General features: G+C 71.9%; 12 protein-coding genes. 3 read left to right on the top strand and 9 right to left on the bottom strand.

Annotated elements, in window-relative coordinates; translation table 11 throughout:
- Window positions 1-102 precede the first annotated feature (102 nt).
- Window positions 103-888: a MerR family transcriptional regulator gene (locus FHX73_RS13930; RefSeq protein WP_145905316.1), complete on the bottom strand. Its 786-nt coding sequence runs from the start codon at window positions 886-888 to the stop codon at window positions 103-105.
- A gap of 134 nt (window positions 889-1022) precedes the next feature.
- On the opposite strand from FHX73_RS13930, the gene FHX73_RS13925 reads away from it, so the two are divergent.
- Window positions 1023-1727, top strand: a complete 705-nt coding sequence (locus FHX73_RS13925; RefSeq protein ID WP_145905315.1) for an aquaporin — start codon at window positions 1023-1025, stop codon at window positions 1725-1727.
- Here FHX73_RS13925 and FHX73_RS13920 read toward each other — a convergent pair.
- The 6 genes from FHX73_RS13920 to FHX73_RS13895 all read right to left on the bottom strand — a co-directional run bounded on the left by FHX73_RS13920 (window position 1724) and on the right by FHX73_RS13895 (window position 10174).
- On the bottom strand, window positions 1724-2977 hold the full coding sequence (locus FHX73_RS13920) for a hypothetical protein (protein ID WP_246213514.1): 1254 nt from the start codon (window positions 2975-2977) through the stop codon (window positions 1724-1726). The two genes, FHX73_RS13925 and FHX73_RS13920, sit on opposite strands and share 4 nt — an antisense overlap.
- Before the next feature lie 216 nt (window positions 2978-3193).
- Window positions 3194-4570, bottom strand: coding sequence for an ABC transporter substrate-binding protein (locus FHX73_RS13915; protein WP_145905314.1), 1377 nt, complete (start codon window positions 4568-4570; stop codon window positions 3194-3196).
- 32 nt (window positions 4571-4602) lie between these two features.
- Window positions 4603-5421 (bottom strand): carbohydrate ABC transporter permease, encoded by an 819-nt coding sequence (locus FHX73_RS13910; RefSeq protein WP_246213513.1) that lies wholly within the window; start codon window positions 5419-5421, stop codon window positions 4603-4605.
- Window positions 5418-6317, bottom strand: a complete 900-nt coding sequence (locus FHX73_RS13905) for a carbohydrate ABC transporter permease (protein WP_246213512.1) — start codon at window positions 6315-6317, stop codon at window positions 5418-5420. Before FHX73_RS13905 ends, FHX73_RS13910 begins: the two co-directional genes overlap by 4 nt.
- A 166-nt stretch (window positions 6318-6483) precedes the next feature.
- Window positions 6484-8616, bottom strand: a complete 2133-nt coding sequence (locus FHX73_RS13900; protein ID WP_145905312.1) for an alkaline phosphatase family protein — start codon at window positions 8614-8616, stop codon at window positions 6484-6486.
- A 220-nt stretch (window positions 8617-8836) separates the two neighbouring features.
- Window positions 8837-10174: a CoA transferase gene (locus FHX73_RS13895; protein ID WP_211786192.1), complete on the bottom strand. Its 1338-nt coding sequence runs from the start codon at window positions 10172-10174 to the stop codon at window positions 8837-8839.
- Between the two features lie 95 nt (window positions 10175-10269).
- Here FHX73_RS13895 and sigJ point away from each other — a divergent pair, with 95 nt between their 5' ends.
- Window positions 10270-11139 carry an RNA polymerase sigma factor SigJ gene (gene sigJ / locus FHX73_RS13890; protein WP_145905310.1) on the top strand — a complete coding sequence of 290 codons (870 nt, stop codon included), beginning with the start codon at window positions 10270-10272 and terminating at the stop codon, window positions 11137-11139.
- 72 nt (window positions 11140-11211) lie between these two features.
- On the opposite strand, the gene FHX73_RS13885 is transcribed toward sigJ, so the two are convergent.
- Both FHX73_RS13885 and FHX73_RS13880 read right to left on the bottom strand, forming a co-directional pair.
- Window positions 11212-11973, bottom strand: a complete 762-nt coding sequence (locus FHX73_RS13885; RefSeq protein ID WP_145905309.1) for a hypothetical protein — start codon at window positions 11971-11973, stop codon at window positions 11212-11214.
- A gap of 137 nt (window positions 11974-12110) precedes the next feature.
- Window positions 12111-14483 carry a glycosyl hydrolase family 18 protein gene (locus FHX73_RS13880; protein ID WP_145905308.1) on the bottom strand — a complete coding sequence of 791 codons (2373 nt, stop codon included), beginning with the start codon at window positions 14481-14483 and terminating at the stop codon, window positions 12111-12113.
- Window positions 14484-14963: 480 nt separating this feature from the next.
- On the opposite strand from FHX73_RS13880, the gene FHX73_RS13875 reads away from it, so the two are divergent.
- Window positions 14964-16646, top strand: coding sequence for an LPXTG cell wall anchor domain-containing protein (locus FHX73_RS13875; RefSeq protein WP_145905307.1), 1683 nt, complete (start codon window positions 14964-14966; stop codon window positions 16644-16646).
- The last annotated feature ends 3 nt before the right edge of the window (window positions 16647-16649 follow it).

Below are 16649 nucleotides of genomic sequence, written 5' to 3'. Positions count from 1 at the left end.
GTTCCCCTCGCTCTCAACCTGATAGACGTCCATCCCCCCGGGGGGTTGCAGGTGGTTCCGAAGTTTTTTCCGGCGGCCTCGGAACACCCTCGTGAGCCGCCGTCAGGCGCCCGCGCGCTCGATCCGGTCGGCGTTGGCCGTGATCGCCTCGCGGAGCCAGACGGCCAGGCCCTCGGCCAGCTTCTCGAAGTTCGCGGTGAACCTCGGGTCGTCGGTGTAGAGGCAGCCCAGGCCGCGGTGGATGGCGGGGGTGCAGTCGTAGAAGTTGTCGCAGATGTGCCTGCGGTGCTCCTCCGCCAGGTCCATCGCCTCCTCGCCGGAGGCCGGCAGGCCGGCCTTCAGGGCCGCGGCCAGCCGCTCGTTGAGCGCGTCGGCCTCGACCTGGATCCGCGCCCAGTCCTCCTTGCTGTAGGACCCGGTGCGGCGCTGCGACTCGGCCCAGGCCTCGGTGTTGCCCCAGCGCTGCTCCGCCTCCTGCTCCCAGGACTCGTCGTAGTCGGGGCCGAAGAGCTCGAACTTCTCCTCGGGCGTCAGTTGGATGCCCATCTTCTCTGCCTCCATGGCGTGTTCCACGGCCGTGGCCAACTCCTCCAGCTGCCGGATCCGGTCCCTCAGCAGCGCGTGCTGGCGCCGCAGGTGGTCGCGGGGGCGGCTGTCGGGGTCGTCCAGGATGGCCGCGATCTCCTCCAAGGGGAATCCGAGGGCGCGGTAGAACAGGATCTGCTGCAGCCGGTCCAGGTCGCCGTCCCGGTACCTGCGGTACCCGGCGGCGGTGCGCCCGGAGGGCGACAGCAGGCCGATCCCGTCGTAGTGGTGCAGGGTGCGCACGGTCACCTTGGCGATCTTCGCCACCTGGCCGACCGAGTACCCCTCGTTGCCACCGCTCATCGGTCTCCTCCTCGCTTGGGTTCCACCCTCGATCCTGACGTCACGTGAGGGTCAAGCCCGATCGGCGGCGCCGTCCGGCATCCGCTATCCGGACGGTCTGGCGGCGCGGACCGGCTGAACCCGAAAATGGACGAATGATCCTACCTATCCCGCTCGGCCGGCGGCTGGCCGCCGAAGCGGTCGGCACCGGCGTGCTGGCCCTGGCGCTGATCGGCTCCGGCATCCAGGCCGCCGCGCTCAGCCAGGACGTCGGCGTGCAGCTGCTGGCCAACACCCTCGCCTCGGTCTGCACCCTCGGCGTGCTGATCGCGCTGCTCGCGCCGGTCTCCGGGGCGCACCTGAACCCGCTGGTCACCGCCGGGGTCTGGTGGACCGGGCGGGGCGCGCCCGGCGCGCTGCCCGGGCGCCAGGCCGCCGGCTACGCGGCTGCGCAGCTGCTCGGCGGGATCGCCGGGTCGGTGCTGGCCGGGCTGATGTTCGACACCGGCACGATCGGCGCGGCCCGGACCGGCCGCAGCGGCCCCGGGGTGTGGACCGGCGAGCTGGTGGCCACCGCGGTGCTACTGCTGGTCGTCTTCGGGCTGGGCCGGGCCGGGCGGGCCCGGTACGCGCCGGTGGCCGTGGCGGCCTGGATCGCCGCCGGGATCTGGGGCACCCCGTCCGGGAGCTTCGCCAACCCGGCGCTCACCCTGGCCCGGGCGGTGAACGACAGCTTCACCGGGATCGCCCCCGCCTCGGTGCCGGGCTACCTGCTGGGCCAGCTGGCCGGCGCGGCGCTCGGGCTGCTGCTGGTCCGGGCGCTCTTCGGGCCGGCCGGCACCGAAGTGACGCAGGCTTAGCGGGTCGCCGCGGGCGCCCGGTTCTCGCCCTCGCGCGGCACCGGGCCGCCGCGGCCGCGGGCCCGGCGGCCGCCGCCCTGGGCGGGCACCGGGGCGCCGACCGGTGCGGCGACCGGGGTGAGCGCCAGGGTGGGCCGCTCCACCGGGGTGCCGCCGCGCCGGCCGGAGCCCCTGCCGCGGCCGGCCCGGCCGCGCTTGCGCGGCTGTTTGGTCGGCCAGAGCAGCACGTAGGCGGTGGAGACCACCACGAAGGCCAGCCGGACCATGCCCTTGGTCGAGTCGGAGACCGGCGCGAGCGCGCCGCCGTAGAGCGCGGCCAGCGCGATCCAGCTCCACCACGGGACCAGGCGGCGCTGGCCGACCGCGTCCCAGAGCAGGGTGCCGAGCAGGATCGAGGCCGTGTAGTAGGTGTAGACGCTCGGGTCGAGCAGGATCCGGGCGTTCGCCCCGACCAGCACCACGGCCGGCCAGCGCCCGCGCCGCACCGCCAGGACGCCCAGGCCCATGCCGATCGCGAACTGGGCCGGCCGGTCCCACACCGGGGTGGACGGGTCGGAGACGCCCAGCCAGCGCAGCGAGGAGGCGGGCTGGTTGGGGATGGTGAACTTGGCCGCCGCCATCGAGCCCAGGTTGCCCAGGTAGAACGGCAGCCAGGCGATCGCGACCAGGCCGCAGAACCAGAGGAAGGTGCGCCACCAGTACTGCCGGGGCAGCGCCAGGATCAGCGGCAGGAAGGAGATCGCCCACGGTTTGGAGTCCACCGCGAGGGCCAGGAAGATGCCGACCGCGACGGGTTGCTGCCGCACCAGCGCGTGCACCGCGAGCATGGTGAAGAAGAGCGCCAGCACGTCGTCGAGGTGCGCGAACCGGACCGAGACCTCGACCCACATCGGGATGAAGGCCAGGCCCGCGATCAGGATCCGCTGCTGGAGCCGGCGGTGGTTGGTGCCGGTGCCGCGGTAGTACCAGGCGGCGGTGCGCCCGACCAGGACCAGCATCACCAGCCCGAGCACCGACATGGTGCCCTCGGCCAGCACTTGGCCCAGGTGGTCGGAGAACGGCGAGAAGAGCCGGGCGGCCAGCAGGCTGACCGGGCCGATCTGCAGTTCGGGGTGGTGCGCGTAGAGCGACAGGCCACCGCCGCCCTGCTTGGTGAAGAGCAGTTGCTCGCCCTCGCGCAGGTAGTGCCAGGAGACGCCGCCGCTGGGTTCGACGATCAGGAACCAGAGCACCGTCCAGCCCAACAGCAAGGCGTGGTGTCTGCGGACAGGGAGCAGCCAGATCCGGCCGGTCCTCGACCCGTAGTCCTTCGTGCCCTCGTCTGCGCTCGCTCCGCGCACCTGGTTCCTCTTCCCCGCACCGGCCCCCTCGGCCGGACATCCTATGCGATCAGTGGGAACAGCCGACCGGCGCTGCTCACCGGTCGGCCGTCCCCCTGGTCAGGCGGGCCGGGCGGGCCGGGCGGGTCAGCCCACGGACTGGTTGTAGGAGTCGATGGCCGGCTGGATCGCCTTGGCCGCGTCGCTGAGCGCCTGTTGGGCGGTCTTGGAGCCGCTGATGGTCTGCTGGATCGCGTCCTCCACGCCCTTGCGGGCCTGCGGCATCACGCCGAGCAGGCAGCCCGCGTTGGCGGGCGAGGGCTTGGTCGCGTTCAACTCGTCGATCGCGGTCTGGAACTGGGGGTTCTTCGCCAGCCAGGCCTTGTCGGTCGGGTCGTCGAGCGCCTTGGTGTTCACCGGGAAGTAGCCGGTGCCGGTGTGCCAGGCGGCCTGCTGGGCGGGCTCGTCCAGCCACTTGGCGAACTCCCAGGAGGCCCGCTGCTCGGCGGCCGAGTGGCCCGGGCCGTCGATCCAGAGCGAGGCGCCGCCGATCGCCGGGCCGCCAGGGTCGCCGGCGTTGATCTTCGGGTAGGGCGCGGTGGCCACCTGGAACTTGGCCGCCTGCACGTAGCCGCCGAGCACGCCGGTGGACTCCAGGTTCATCGCCATCCGGCCGGCCTTGAAGGCGGCCTGGGCGTCCGCGGTGACCGGGCCGGTGTTGACCGCGTAGCCGCCCTTGACCAGGTCGGCCCACCACTGGAGCACCTGGACGCCCTGGCTGCTGTCGTAGACCACCTTGGTGGCCTTGGCGTCCCGGCCGTTGCCCTGGTCGCAGTAGAGGGTGCCGGACTCGGCCAGCAGCTCCTCGACGAACCAGCCGTAGATCGCCGCGCCGAAGCCGTACTGGGTGGTCTGCCCGCTGGCGTCCTTGACCGTCAGCTTCTTGGCGTCGTCGCCCAGCTCGGCCAGGGTCTGCGGCGGCTTGCTCGGGTCCAGGCCGGCCGCCTTGAAGGCGTCGGCGTTCAGGTAGAGCAGCGGCATCGAGGAGTTGAAGGGCATCGAGGCCAACTTGCCGCCGGCCGTGTAGTAGTTGCGGATGCCGGGCTGCAGGTCGCTCAGCGAGTAGCCGTCCTTGTCGGCGAAGGCCTGGGCCGGGACGGTCTGCTTGGAGTCGATCATGAACCGGGTGCCGATGTCGTAGACCTGCACCAGCGACGGGGTGCCCTTCTGCTGCACCGAGGCCTTGTACTTGGCGATCACGTCGTCGTAGGTGCCCTGGAAGACCGGCTTGACCTCGATCTTGCCCTGGTGCTCCTGGTTGAACTGGTCCACCAGCTTGTTCAGCACGGTGGCGTTGGTCCCGGTCATGGCGTGCCAGAAGGTGACCGTGGTCACCCCCTTGGCGTCGGCGAGCGCCTGGGCGCCGGGCGCCGAGCCCGCCGCGTCACCGCCGCTCCCGGTCGAGGAACTGCAGGCGGTCAGGGCCAGGCCCGCCACCACCGTCGCTGCCAGCAGCTTGCGCACGTGTCTGTCTCCTTCTCCTACGGGGATGTGGTTCACCGGACCGCGCCGGCGGTCAGCCCGCGCACGATGAAGCGCTGGCCGAAGACCACCAGGAGCAGCGTCGGCAGCAGCGAGAGCAGCACCCCGGCGAGGATCAGCCCGGGGTCGGCGTTGTCCGCGCTGCGCAGGCTCGCCAGGCCGATCTGCAGGGTCTGCATCTGCGCGGTGCGGGTGATGATCAGCGGCCAGAAGTACTGGTTCCAGGCCGAGAGGAAGACGTAGACGGCGATCGCGGCCAGCGCCGGCTTGTTCAGCGGCACCAGGATCCGCCAGAGGAACCGCCAGTGGCCGGCGCCGTCGATCCGGGCCGCGTCCCGCAGTTCGGCCGGGAACTGCCGGAAGGCCTGACGGAGCATGAAGGTGCCGAAGGCGGAGGCCAGGAAGGGCAGCACCAGCGCGGAGTAGCTGTTGCTCAGTCCCCAGTCGGACAGCGTCAGGTAGTTGGGGATGATCACGGCCTCCCACGGCACCATCAGGGTGGCCAGGAAGATCCCGAAGACCGCGCCGCGCCCGCGCAGCGGCAGGAAGACCAGCGCGTAGGCGGCCAGGATCGAGGTGAGCAGCTGGGCGAGGGTGATCACGGTGGCCACCAGCACCGAGTTGAGGTACTGCCGGCCGAGCGGCACCGAGCGGGCGGCGCCGCCGAAGTTGCCCAGGGTCACGTGGTGCGGCAGCAGCGCGGGCGGGTAGGTGGCCAGGTCGGCGGGCGTCATGAAGGCGCCGGCCAGCACGTAGTAGATGGGGAAGCAGACGGCCAGTGCGGCCACCCCGAGCAGCAGGTAGACCGCGGCGCGGCCCAGGACGGTCCTCACGAGTAGTGCACCTTCCGCTCGACCACGCCGAACTGCACCGCGGTGCAGGCGAGCACCACCAGCAGCAGCACCACGGCCTGCGCGCTGGCCGAGCCGAAGTCGCTGGAGCCGTTGGCGAAGGCCTTCTCGTAGATCCCGTAGTTCAGCGTGGTGGTGGAGTGGTCCGGGCCGCCCAGCGTGAGGATGTTGATCTGCCCCAGCGCCTGCAGCGAGTTGATGGTGGAGACCACGACCAGGAAGAAGAGGTGCGGGCCGAGCAGCGGCACGGTGACCGAGCGGGCCAGCCGCCAGCCGCCGGCGCCGTCCAGCCTGGCCGCCTCGGTGATCTCCGGGGTGATCGAGCCGAGCCCGGCGGAGAGCACCAGGACGTTGTAGCCGAGGTTGAGCCAGACCGTGACCAGGGCGACCGAGACCAGCGCCCAGTTCGAGTCGGTCAGCCAGGCGACCGGTCCGATGCCGAGCCGCGACAGGATCCCGTCGAGCACGCCGGTGGCCGGGTTGTAGAAGACGCCGAAGACCACCGAGGCGCTGGCCACCGAGAAGGCGAAGGGCAGCGCGAAGGCCGAGCGGAAGGCCCGCACGCCGCGGATCCGGCTCTCCAGCAGCAGCACCAGGGCGAGCGCGCCGAGCACTCCGGGCAGCACGGTGAGCAGGACGAAGAGCCCGGTGGTGGCGAGGGTGCGGGCGAACTCGGCGGAGCCGAGCAGGTCGGCGTAGTGCTGGAGGCCGATGTACCGGGTGGGCGCGCCGAACAGGTCGTTGGCGTGCGTGCTCAGGTAGAGCGTGCGGTAGAGCGGGTAGCCGAGGAAGACCGCGAAGACGGCCAGTGAGGGCAGCAGGAAGGCCCAGGCCAGGGCTCGTTCGCCGAGCCTGGCGGGTGACGGTGGTCGTGGCATGCGGTCCTTCCCCATTTGTTGTCCGCCCAAACGATTTCGTGGCCGCATGACCACCGGGTGTTGCCTGGGCAACGCCTGAGTGGCATGCCCACAACCACCCGGAACCGAACCCGCCGCCCCGGGCACGGGCCCGGGGCGGCGGCTTCGAGGAGCGACTGGTGCGGGGTCAGCCGGCCAGCTGCTGGGCCTGCTTGATCAGCGCGTCGGCCTGCTCGGTGAGCCGGTCGGCCTGCGGCTGGTCCATCCGCTGGTGGCCGAACGCGTCCGCGTCCAGCACCTTGGCGATCTGGCCGGCCAGCGCGTCGCGCTGGTCGCCGAGCGCGGCCAGCTTGGCGGTGGCCACCTGGTACTGCAGGTCGCCCGGGCTGGTGGACTCGACGTTGGCGGTCGAGGCCTTCAGGGTGGCGGCCGCGAAGGCGCCCACGCCGGCGTCCAGCTGCTTGTAGGCCGCGGCCAGCTGCTGGTAGTCCTCGCCGTGGTGGCCGCGCAGGTTGCCCGGACGGGCGCTGTTGTCGATGAACTCGGTGAGCACCCGGCCGTCGTGGGTGTACGGGTCGGTCAGGCCGAGCAGCGACAGCATGGTCGGGCGGATGTCGGTGTGGTCCGACCAGACCTTGTTGGTCACGCCCTCGTGCTTCACGCCCGGGCCGACCAGGCCCAGCCAGGTGGTGTTGATGTCGGGCGAGAAGTCGCCGTGGTTCCAGGCGTAGGCCGGGCCGAGCGCCACGCAGGCCGAGGCCGAGGTGCAGTTGGCCCCGCCCGCGTAGACGAAGTAGTTCGGGTCGGAGAAGGAGGTGAAGGTCGGCGTCCGCAGCGGGTCACCGGTCTGCATGTGCAGGATCTTCTGCTCCGCCCGGTCGGCCAGGAAGCTGGAGATGGTGTCGGTCTTCCCGGTGATCGGGTTGACCGCCGTCACCTTGGACCAGGCCTGCTCGAAGGCCCGGGTCTTCGGGTCGTCCGCGCCGGGGTTGCCGTTCAGGTAGAAGTTCGGCGCCGAGTCGGCGTGCACCTGGAACGGGGTGGTGACGCCCTGCTGGGTGGCCAGCAGGCCGCGGGCGTTGGCGTTCACCTCGCCGATCTGCGAGTAGTTGCACGCCACCGTGACGCCGTCGCAGTTCGCCGGGGTCGGCTGCCCGCCGACGAAGTGGTCGTTCTCGTCGGCGGTGACGACGAAGAGCGTGTTGCTCTTGTTGATGCCGTCCTTGTTCAGCCGGGAGAAGAACGAGGCGAAGGCGTTGTCGTAGGACTTCAGCTGGGCCGTGTAGGGGGCCGCGCCGGGGCCCATCGCGCCGGTGTTCGCGCCGTGCTGGTCGTGCGCGTCCGAGATGTAGGCGTAGGTGACCGGCACGCCGGACTCCTGCATCTGGGCCACGTAGCCGAGCGAGTTGTCGGCGGTCATCGAGTCGAAGCCGGGGAAGCCCGGGTTGCCCTTGTAGTCGGCGATCGGGGTACCGGCGGTGGAGCGCACCACGCCGTCGGCGCTGATCGCCGGGTCGACCGCCTTGGCGCCGAACAGCGCCTGGTAGCCGTTGTAGCCGCCGGGCTCGTCGGGCAGCAGGTCGGGGCTGGTGGTGCCCTTGGCGCAGACCTTGGAGTCCTTGGCGCAGTGCACGCCGATGCCGACGTAGTCGGCCTGGGCCTTGGTCGGGTCGGCCTTGGCCTCGGCGGCCTGCGGGGAGCTCGCGCCGAACACCTTGTTGATGTCGACGGTGGTGTTCTCCAGCACCGTGTTGGCCGTGGAGACGGTGCCGAAGTCGCAGCCCGCCTTGGTGTAGGCGGCCCACGGCGCCGGGGCCATCTTGCCGTCCTGGCCGACCATGGTCGGGGCGGAGTCGCTCGGGGTCGGCACCGAGGAGTCGGCCACGCCGTCGGTCCAGTAGGCGAAGGTGCTGGCCGAGTTGGAGGTGCCGTCCGGGTTGTAGTACCGGTACGAGTTGGAGACCGCCTGGCCCTGCCGGTCGCCGTACAGGCCGGTGATCGAGGTCAGGATGTCGTTGCCGGTGTGCGCGATCAGCGGCGTGTGGTGGTTGGTGTCCACCGTGCCGTTGTCCTCCAGGAAGTTGAGCAGGTGCGGCATCTGCTCAAGGTCGGAGGGCACGTTCGGGTTGTCCCGGGTGAAGTGCACGTTGTCGAACTGCAGGTAGATCACGTGCTGCACGTCACGGCCGTCGGCCGAGATCTGACAGCTGCTCTGCTGCGGGTGGTGGTGGTCGGGGTTGGCACTCGCCGCACCGGCGGTGACCATCCCGAGCCCCAACCCCGCGGTCAGCGAGAGCGCCAGCAACTTGCTCCTGCGCATCCTGCTCCCTCTCTGGGCGCCTGCGGGCACGAAGCGCGCGCCCGCGACCGGAACGCGCGTAGAACGCCTGCGGGGAGCTGCCGTTGCGACCCCCCTGCACGCGTGCCACAGGCTGCCACAGCGAGCCTTAACGCAACAGGAGGCGTTGACGGTTCAGTGGTGAAGTCGCGGTGAATTGGCGACAGCTGACTGAACCTCAGGTGTCCGGCAGACGATTCGTTCAGCCCGTCAGCCACTCGGGGCGATCGGTGCCCCAGCGGCCCGGCCCGGCGGGCCAGTCCCGCGGCGCGCCCAGGTTGCCGAGCGGGGAGCGGGCGTGGTGCAGCCGGCCGTACGGGGAGGCGGTGTGCGTCAGGTGGGGCGCGGGGTCGAAGGCGGGCACGGGGCCCGCGGTCGGCTCCGGGCGCGGGGCGGTGAGCAGCCAGTGCGCCGTGGCGGCCAGCGCGTAGCGCAACCGGTGGGTGCGGCCGGTTCGTTGACGCTCGGTCAGCGCGCGCAGCACGCCCGCCGCGATCAGGTAGCCGGTGCCGTGGTCCAGCGCCTGGGCGGGCAGCACGCCGGGCCGCTCGCCGTCGGGGGACTCCAGCATCGCGATCCCGGTGCCGGCCTGCACCAGGCTGTCGAAGCCGCGCCGGCCGGCCCACGGGCCCTGCCGGCCCCAGGCGTCCAGCTGCACCAGCACCGCGCCGGGGAGCTGTTCGGCGGTCAGCCCGAACCGGTCCAGCGCACCGGGTCGGTAGCCGGTGATCACCACGTCGGCGCCCTCGGCCAGCTCGCGCAGCACCGCCAGGTCGCCCGGCTCGGCCAGGTCGAGCAGGGTGGAGCGCTTGCCGAAGCCGGTGTCGGCGTGCGCGTCGGCGCTCTCCGGCAGCCGGGGCGAGTCCACCCGCAGCACGTCGGCGCCGAGCAGGCCCAGGGTGCGGGTGGCGACCGGGCCGGCGATCACCCGGGTCAGGTCGAGCACCCGGACCCCGGCGGCCGGGAGGGCGGCCGGCGCGAGGCGGCGTTCGCTCGACCCGGGCACGCCGCAGGCGACCAGCGGGTGGTCGGTGGGCACCGCGTCGCCGACCGCCACCGCGAGGGCGCCGGCCGGGTAGGCCGTCTCCTGCACCTCCAGCGCCGTGCGGCGGGCCAGTTCGGCGCCGAGCTGCTCGGGGGTGGCGTCCGCCGCCAGGCCGAGCGCGGCGAGCAGCCGGGCCCGGTGGTGCGGGTAGTTGGCGTGGGTGCGCACCCAGCCCCCGTCGGCGGTGCGCCAGAAGCCCGAGTACGGCGCGAAGGTGGCCCCCGGCTCGCCGTCGATCAGCAGCAGTTTCTCGCTGCGGAAGGCGGCGTCCACCGCGCCCTCGTCCACCAGCACCGGCGCGGGCTCGGTGCCGCTGCGCTCGGCCAGCAGCTCGGCGGCGGCCAGCGAGCAGGCGGCGACGGTCGCCCGGGCCATCGCCAGCACCGGGAGCCGGGAAGGCAGCGCCCCCGGCTGCTCACGGAACGCGACCGCGCCGGCGGCCTCCGGGGCGCCGCCGAGCGCCTCCCAGGCCTGCGAGGTGAACTGATCGATCATCACGTGCTCCATTCTGCTCCGCACGGCCCGGCGGTCACACTTCGCCGCCGGCATCCGTCAGTGGTAGGAACTGTCCCGACGGGGAGGCGAAGATCATGACTGAGCACGACTGGCTGGCGGAGCGCTTCGAGGCCGACCGGGGCCACCTGCGCGCGGTGGCCTACCGGATGCTGGGCTCGCTGGGCGAGGCCGAGGACGCGGTCCAGGAGGCCTGGCTGCGGCTGAGCCGCTCGGACAGCGAGCGGATCGACAACCTGGGCGGCTGGCTGACCACCGTGGTCGGCCGGGTCTGCCTGGACATGCTGCGCTCGCGCAAGTCCCGCCGGGAGGACCCGCTCGACGACACCTACGTGCCCGACGTGGTGATCGCGCCCGCCGAGGGCACCGACCCCGAGCAGCAGGCGCTGCTCGCCGACTCGGTCGGGCTGGCCCTGCTGGTGGTGCTGGAGACGCTCTCCCCGGCGGAGCGGCTGGCCTTCGTGCTGCACGACATGTTCGCCGTGCCGTTCGAGGAGATCGCCGACATCATCGACAAGTCCCCTGCTGCCACTCGCCAGTTGGCCAGCCGGGCGCGCAGGCGGGTGCAGGGCGCCGCACCGGCCGAGGAGCCGGACACGGCGCGCCAGCGGGTGGTGGTGGAGGCCTTCCTGGCCGCGGCCCGGGGCGGCGACTTCGAGGCCCTGGTGTCCGTACTCCACCCGGACGTGCTGCTGCGCGCGGACGAGGGTGCGGTCGGCCGACTGGTGCGCGGTGCCCAGGCGGTGGCCTCGCAGGCGATCACGTTCCAGCGGTTCTCGCAGTACTCCGAGCTGGCCCTGGTCAACGGCGCCTACGGCCTGGTCACCGCGCCGCAGGGCAAGGTGTTCTCGGTGATGTCGTTCACGGTGGCCGACGGCAAGGTGGTGGAGATCAACATCCTGGCCGACCCGGAGCGGGTGGCGGAGCTGGAGCTGGAGCGCCCGTAGAAACCGGGAACGCGTCGGGCCCGCACCCATGGGGTGCGGGCCCGACGCTGGTTCACCTCAGTCGAGGCTGCGTCACATCTGGTCCGGGTGCGGGGCGTAGCCCGGCTGGCCCGGCTGGCCGGTGTACGGGTTGGTGCCCGGCGGCGGGACCGGGGCGCCGGGCTGCGGGGCCGGGTAGGGCTGGCCCTGCTGCTGCGGGAAGGGCGGCGGGGTCTGGCCCGGGTAGGGCTGCTGCTGCGGGGGCATCGGGGCGCCGGCCTGCGGCGGCACCGGGGCGCCCGGCTGGCCCGGGTAGGGCTGGCCCGGCATGCCGTCCTGCGGGCCCGGGTAGGGCTGGCCCTGCTGCGGGAACGGCATCGGCGCGCCGGGCTGCGGGGCGAACTCGAAGGCCTGCGAGCCCGGGTCGACCGATCCGGGCGGGAAGGCCGCGCTCAGCTGGTCCAGCTCGTTGCGCCAGTAGCGGTGGATGTTGAGGCGCTTCGGCTTGCTGTCGGTGGGCAGCTGGAGGTACATCGAGCTCCAGATGGTGGCCCGCTTCACCCGGCTGACCGGGAAGCCGTGCCGCGGGAAGACCGCGACGACCTCGCCGGGGCGGTTGGTCCAGCGGCTGGCGTTGTTCACCACGACCGAGCTGCTGGTGAGGGTGAGGAAGTAGAACTTCCGGGTCAGCGCGACGATCAGGCCGAGACCCGGGACCTCGTCGAAGATCGCGTTCAGCCACGGGCTCGGCCCGGTCTCGACGTGCACGCAGGCGATGAACTGCTCCCCGGGCGGCGCCACCTGGGAGAGCTTCTCGATGACCTGCGCCTTCTGCTTGGCCCGGCGAATTGCCATGATTCCGTCCTTGTTACCCCGTTTGTCCGCCGGCTTGGCCGCGGCGGAAATCGGCTGAGACTAACAGGTGCTGACGACAGCTAGGACGTTGCGGCCCCCGGTGCCGGTGGGCACCGGGGGCCGCAACGCCGGGCTGCTTACTTCATGCTGCCGGTCATCGCGTTGACCAGGCTGCCGGACGGGTCGTCACCTTCCAGCGAGTAGGCGAAGATTCCGCCCAGGCCCTTGCTGGTGGCGTACGCGCCGCGGGCCGTGATGGCCTGCGGGGTGTCGCCGGTGAAGAAGTTGGTGCCGTCGTAGATCCAGGAGCTCTGGGTGGTCGGGTCCCAGTGCACGTTGGCCGCCGCGGTCTTGCCGGTGGCCACCAGCTCCTTCCAGAACGCCACGCCGGCCGACTGGCTGGTGGCCTGGGCCGCGGACGGGCCGGTGGCGGCCTGGTAGAGGCCGTTGTTCGAGCCGGCCTGGACGCCGGTCCAGCCGCGGAAGTAGAACGGCACGCCCAGCACCAGCTTGCCCGCCGGGAAGCCGCCCTTGATGCCGTAGGCCGGGTCGCCGTTGATGAAGGCGTTCACCGCGTTGTCCACGGTGTACTTCTCGGTGCCCGGGGCGATCGGGGTGCTCGGGTCGTTCGGGCTGGTGTACAGCGGGTCCTGGAAGTTGGTGGCACCGGTGGTCTCCCAACCGCCGTGCATGTCGTAGGACATGATGTTGCCGTAGTCCAGGTACTTGCCGATCTGGTCGGTCTGCACGTTGGTGATCTTGTCCTGGCCGCTCGGCAGCGCCGCGGTCAGCAGGAAGTGCTTGCCGATGCTGGACCCGTAGGCGTCCAGCTCGTTGCGGAACTCGGCGAGCAGCGCCGTGTAGTTCGCGGTGTCGGCAGCGGAGTAGTGGTTGCCGGCGTGGCCGCCGGCCGAGGCCGGGTACTCCCAGTCGATGTCGATGCCGTCGAAGAGGCCCGCGCCGGCGCCCTGGCCGCCGGAGGCGTCACCCGAGATCCCGGTGGGCAGGTTGCCCTTGATGAACATGTCGATGCACGAGGAGACGAACTTCTTGCGCGAGGCGTCGGTGGCGGCGACGTCCGAGAAGTACTTCGAGTAGGTCCAACCGCCCAGCGAGAGGGTGAACCTGAGGTTCGGGTTCTTGGCCTTCAGCTCGCGGATCTGGTTGAAGTTGCCCTTGATCGGCTGGCTCCACGCGTCGGTGCTGCCGTCCACGCTGACGTCGCCGGTGTAGCTCTTCTGGTAGTCGGCGAAGGCATCGCCCGCGCCGTCACCGGCGTTCGGGTCGGCGTCGTTGGTGTCGGCCGCCTTGACCGTCTCGAAGCAGGTCTGGTTGGTCGGGTCGATGTTCTCGAACGCGTAGGTGACCGTGTTCAGGCCCGCGGCGGCGCCGGTCTTCACCAGGCTGCTCGGGTAGTAGGCGTTGCCGTAGATGCCCCACTGCGCGAAGTAGGCCGACTTCACGGCACCGGTCGGCGCGGCGCCGGTGGTGGCCGCGACGCCCGCGGACTGGGCGCTCGCGTGCCCGTCCTTGTCGTAGCCCTGCACGGTGAAGGTGTAGGCGGTGTTCGGCAGCAGCGAGCTGACGGTGACCGTGGTGCCCATCGAGGTGGCCACCAGGTTGGCGCCGCTGTAGACCTTGTACGCCGCGACGTTGCCGTTCTGCGCGCCGTCGGTGGAGGCGGACCAGCTCAGCGTCACGGTGTTGTTCTGCACCTTGGCGCTCACCCCGGTCGGGACCGAGACCAGGCCGTCGCCGCCGGGCGCGGTGCCGCCGCCGGTCGGGGAGGCGGACGGGCTCGCGCTCTGCGAGGGCGAGGCGCTCTGCGAGGGGCTGGAACTGGCGCTCTGCGACGGGCTGGAGCTCGCGCTCTGGCTCGGCGAGGCACTCTGGCTCGGCGAGGCACTCTGCGACGCGCTCTGCGTGGGCGAGGCGCTGGTGCTGCCGCCGCCGGGGCCGGTCAGCGAGAGGTCGTCCGCGTAGTAGGTGCCCTGGCCGTACCAGCCGTGGGTGTACACGGTCACCGAGGTGGTGCTCGCGCCGGTGGTGAAGCTGGTGCTGAGGTTCGCCCAGTTCGCGTTCGAGCCCCAGGTGTTGGTGTCGGTGGTGCCGGTGCCGGTCACCCCGAGGTAGGTGTAGCTGCCCTTCAGCCAGCCGGACAGGCTGTAGGTGGTGTTGGGCGCCACGGTGACGGTCTGCGAGCACTGCGCGGTGTCGGCGGCCGAGGCGGCCGCCTGCAGCGCGTAGCTGCCGCCGTGCGGGGCGGTGCCGGTGATGCTGCCGAGTCCGCCGGAGCAGGTCCAGCCCGCCAGCGTGCCGGTCTCGAAGTCGCCGTTGGTCAGCAGGTTGACGCCGGCGGCACCCGCGGCGGAGCCGCCGAACAGGGTGGCGAGGCCTGCCGCACCGGCCACCAGGGCGGTGGCGGTGGCGAGGGCCGTGGCATTGCGAAGGGGACGTCGAGCGCGCTGGGGTCGCTCGACCTGCCGCGCGGCAAAGGCGCGTTCGGGCATGGTCGCTCCAGGGTTCGCGCCCGGCCGTGTGGGCTGCCGGGCGCTCGTGGGGGGAGGTCTACCTGGGCCCGGCCGGGTGCGCACCCGGCCCGACCTGCTTCCGCGGATTGCGCCGAACGTAGGGCCTGCGCCCGCATCAGGTCAACAGGTCTGTACCAATCTGCAATCTGGCCACAGCCACCACCTGCCGGAACGTCCGGTTTTCGCCGGAAGGTGGCCGGTAGCTGCTGAAATGGTCTCAACCACTGTGCGAGGGTGGACCACTGACACGGCCATCGCCCGCGGCGTCACCGCCCTTACCAGCACTGGCCATCGATGTGTCGACACTGCGATCATCTCTGGTCACACCTTGGCAAAACTTCCCCACCGAATCGTCCGTACCTCCCCAACTGCCCGATTCGTCGCGCCGTGCGCAGGCGATCGGCCCTCTACCGTGAGCGGATTCGGCTCGACCTCTCATCTCCGTCCCGGGGGAACCCCATGCGCAGACCGCGCACCAGTCTCGTCGTCCTCTCCGCCGCCGCCACCACCCTGGCGATCGGCGCACTGGCCGCACCGGCCCAGGCGGCCGCGCCGACCCTGTCGCTGACCGCGCAGACCTTCCTGCCCCTGGACCCGACGGCCGGCCCCAACGGACCGGACAACGCCGTCGTGCTGGAGGTCGGCGCCACCGGCGTCACCGGCGGCAACTTCGCCACGGCCGTGGTCCAGGTCGACCTCAGCCCCCTCAACGGGATCGCCACCGTGCAGACCCCATGGGGCTGCACCGTCGCCGGGTCGGTGCTGACCTGCCCCCAGGTCTCCGCGTCGGCCGATCACACGAGCCAGGAGCGGCTCCAGTTGGCCGTCACCGCCGGCGCCAAGCCCGGCACCACCGTCACCCTGCACGCCACCGCCCACCTGGCGCAGGCCGGCGCCCCGACCGTGAGCAGCGACACCAAGCTCATGGTGGGCGGCAGCAAGCTGACGGGCATGACGCCCAGCGCGCCGACGGACCTCAAGCCCGGCGACGTCTGGAAGCCCGAGCTGACGGTGACCAACAAGGGCCAGCTGGCCGCCCCGAAGCTGGTCTACGTCTTCCAGGACTACTCCGGACTGACCTTCAGCGGCCGCTACTCCAACTGCGACTACGGCACCAACTCCTACGGCTACCACGCGGCCGTCTGCACCATCGACACGCCCCTCGCCCCCGGCGACACGGCCCACCTGGACCAGTTCCCGCTGACCGTGCTGCCCGCCGCCTACTACGCGGACGAGGACATCAGCGTCTACCCCCAGGACGCCGGTCCGGACGCGGGCGCGGACTCCCAGATCAACTACATCCGCCAGGACTACAAGTTCACCCCCGGCCCGGCCGGCGCGCCCCGGCTGACCGTCGGCAAGCCGGAGGGCACCTTCGTCCAGACCGGCGTGGCCGACCTGGACGGGGACGGCGGCTACTACGACACCCAGGTCACGATCAAGAGCACCGCCGACTTCGAGGCCCTCGGCGCCTGGGTGCCCGGTGCCGCCGGCAACCCGGGCAAGCTGACCGTCGGCCTGGTCAACCACGGCCCCGCCTCGATCGACTGGCGCTCCGGTGACGATCCGGCCGACGTGGCCGTGACCCTGCCCAGGCAGGTCAAGGTGGTCACCGCCCCCCAGAAGTGCCAGCTGGACAGCGAGTTCAAGAGCGACTCGCAGGTCCGCTACGACTGCCAGACCAGTGCCTTCATCGGGGTCGGCTACCAGGCCACCTTCGACTTCGCGGTCCAGGCCGACCCGGCGCTCGGCGCCTCGGCCCTGGTGACCCTGCCCTCGCTCGACGAGGGCCGCCAGGACAGCGGCATGCCGTGGGACCCGAACAAGGCGAACAACACCGCCACCGTCGCCCTGGGCAGCCAGGCCAGCGGCTCGATCCCCAGCCCGTCGGCCAGCGTCCCGCCGGCGCCGTCCACGGTGCCGACCGCCGCGCCGACCGGCCACACCACCCCGGCCGGCGGCGCTCCCTCCGCCGCCGCCCCCGCCCCGTCTGCGAGCAGCACCGCCCACGGCACCACCGACCTCGCGTTCACCGGCTCCCAGGGCACCGGCCTGATCGCCTCGGTCGGCGCCGGGGTGCTGGTGCTCGGCGCGGCGCTGGTGTTCACCGTCCGCCGCCGCAAGGCCGGCGCGCACAGCTGAGGA

It is taken from the genome of Kitasatospora viridis, from assembly GCF_007829815.1.
GTDB classification, from domain to species: domain Bacteria; phylum Actinomycetota; class Actinomycetes; order Streptomycetales; family Streptomycetaceae; genus Kitasatospora; species Kitasatospora viridis.
The sequence above is the reverse complement of the archived record's forward strand: the minus strand, read 5'-3'. Positions and strand labels throughout refer to the sequence as shown.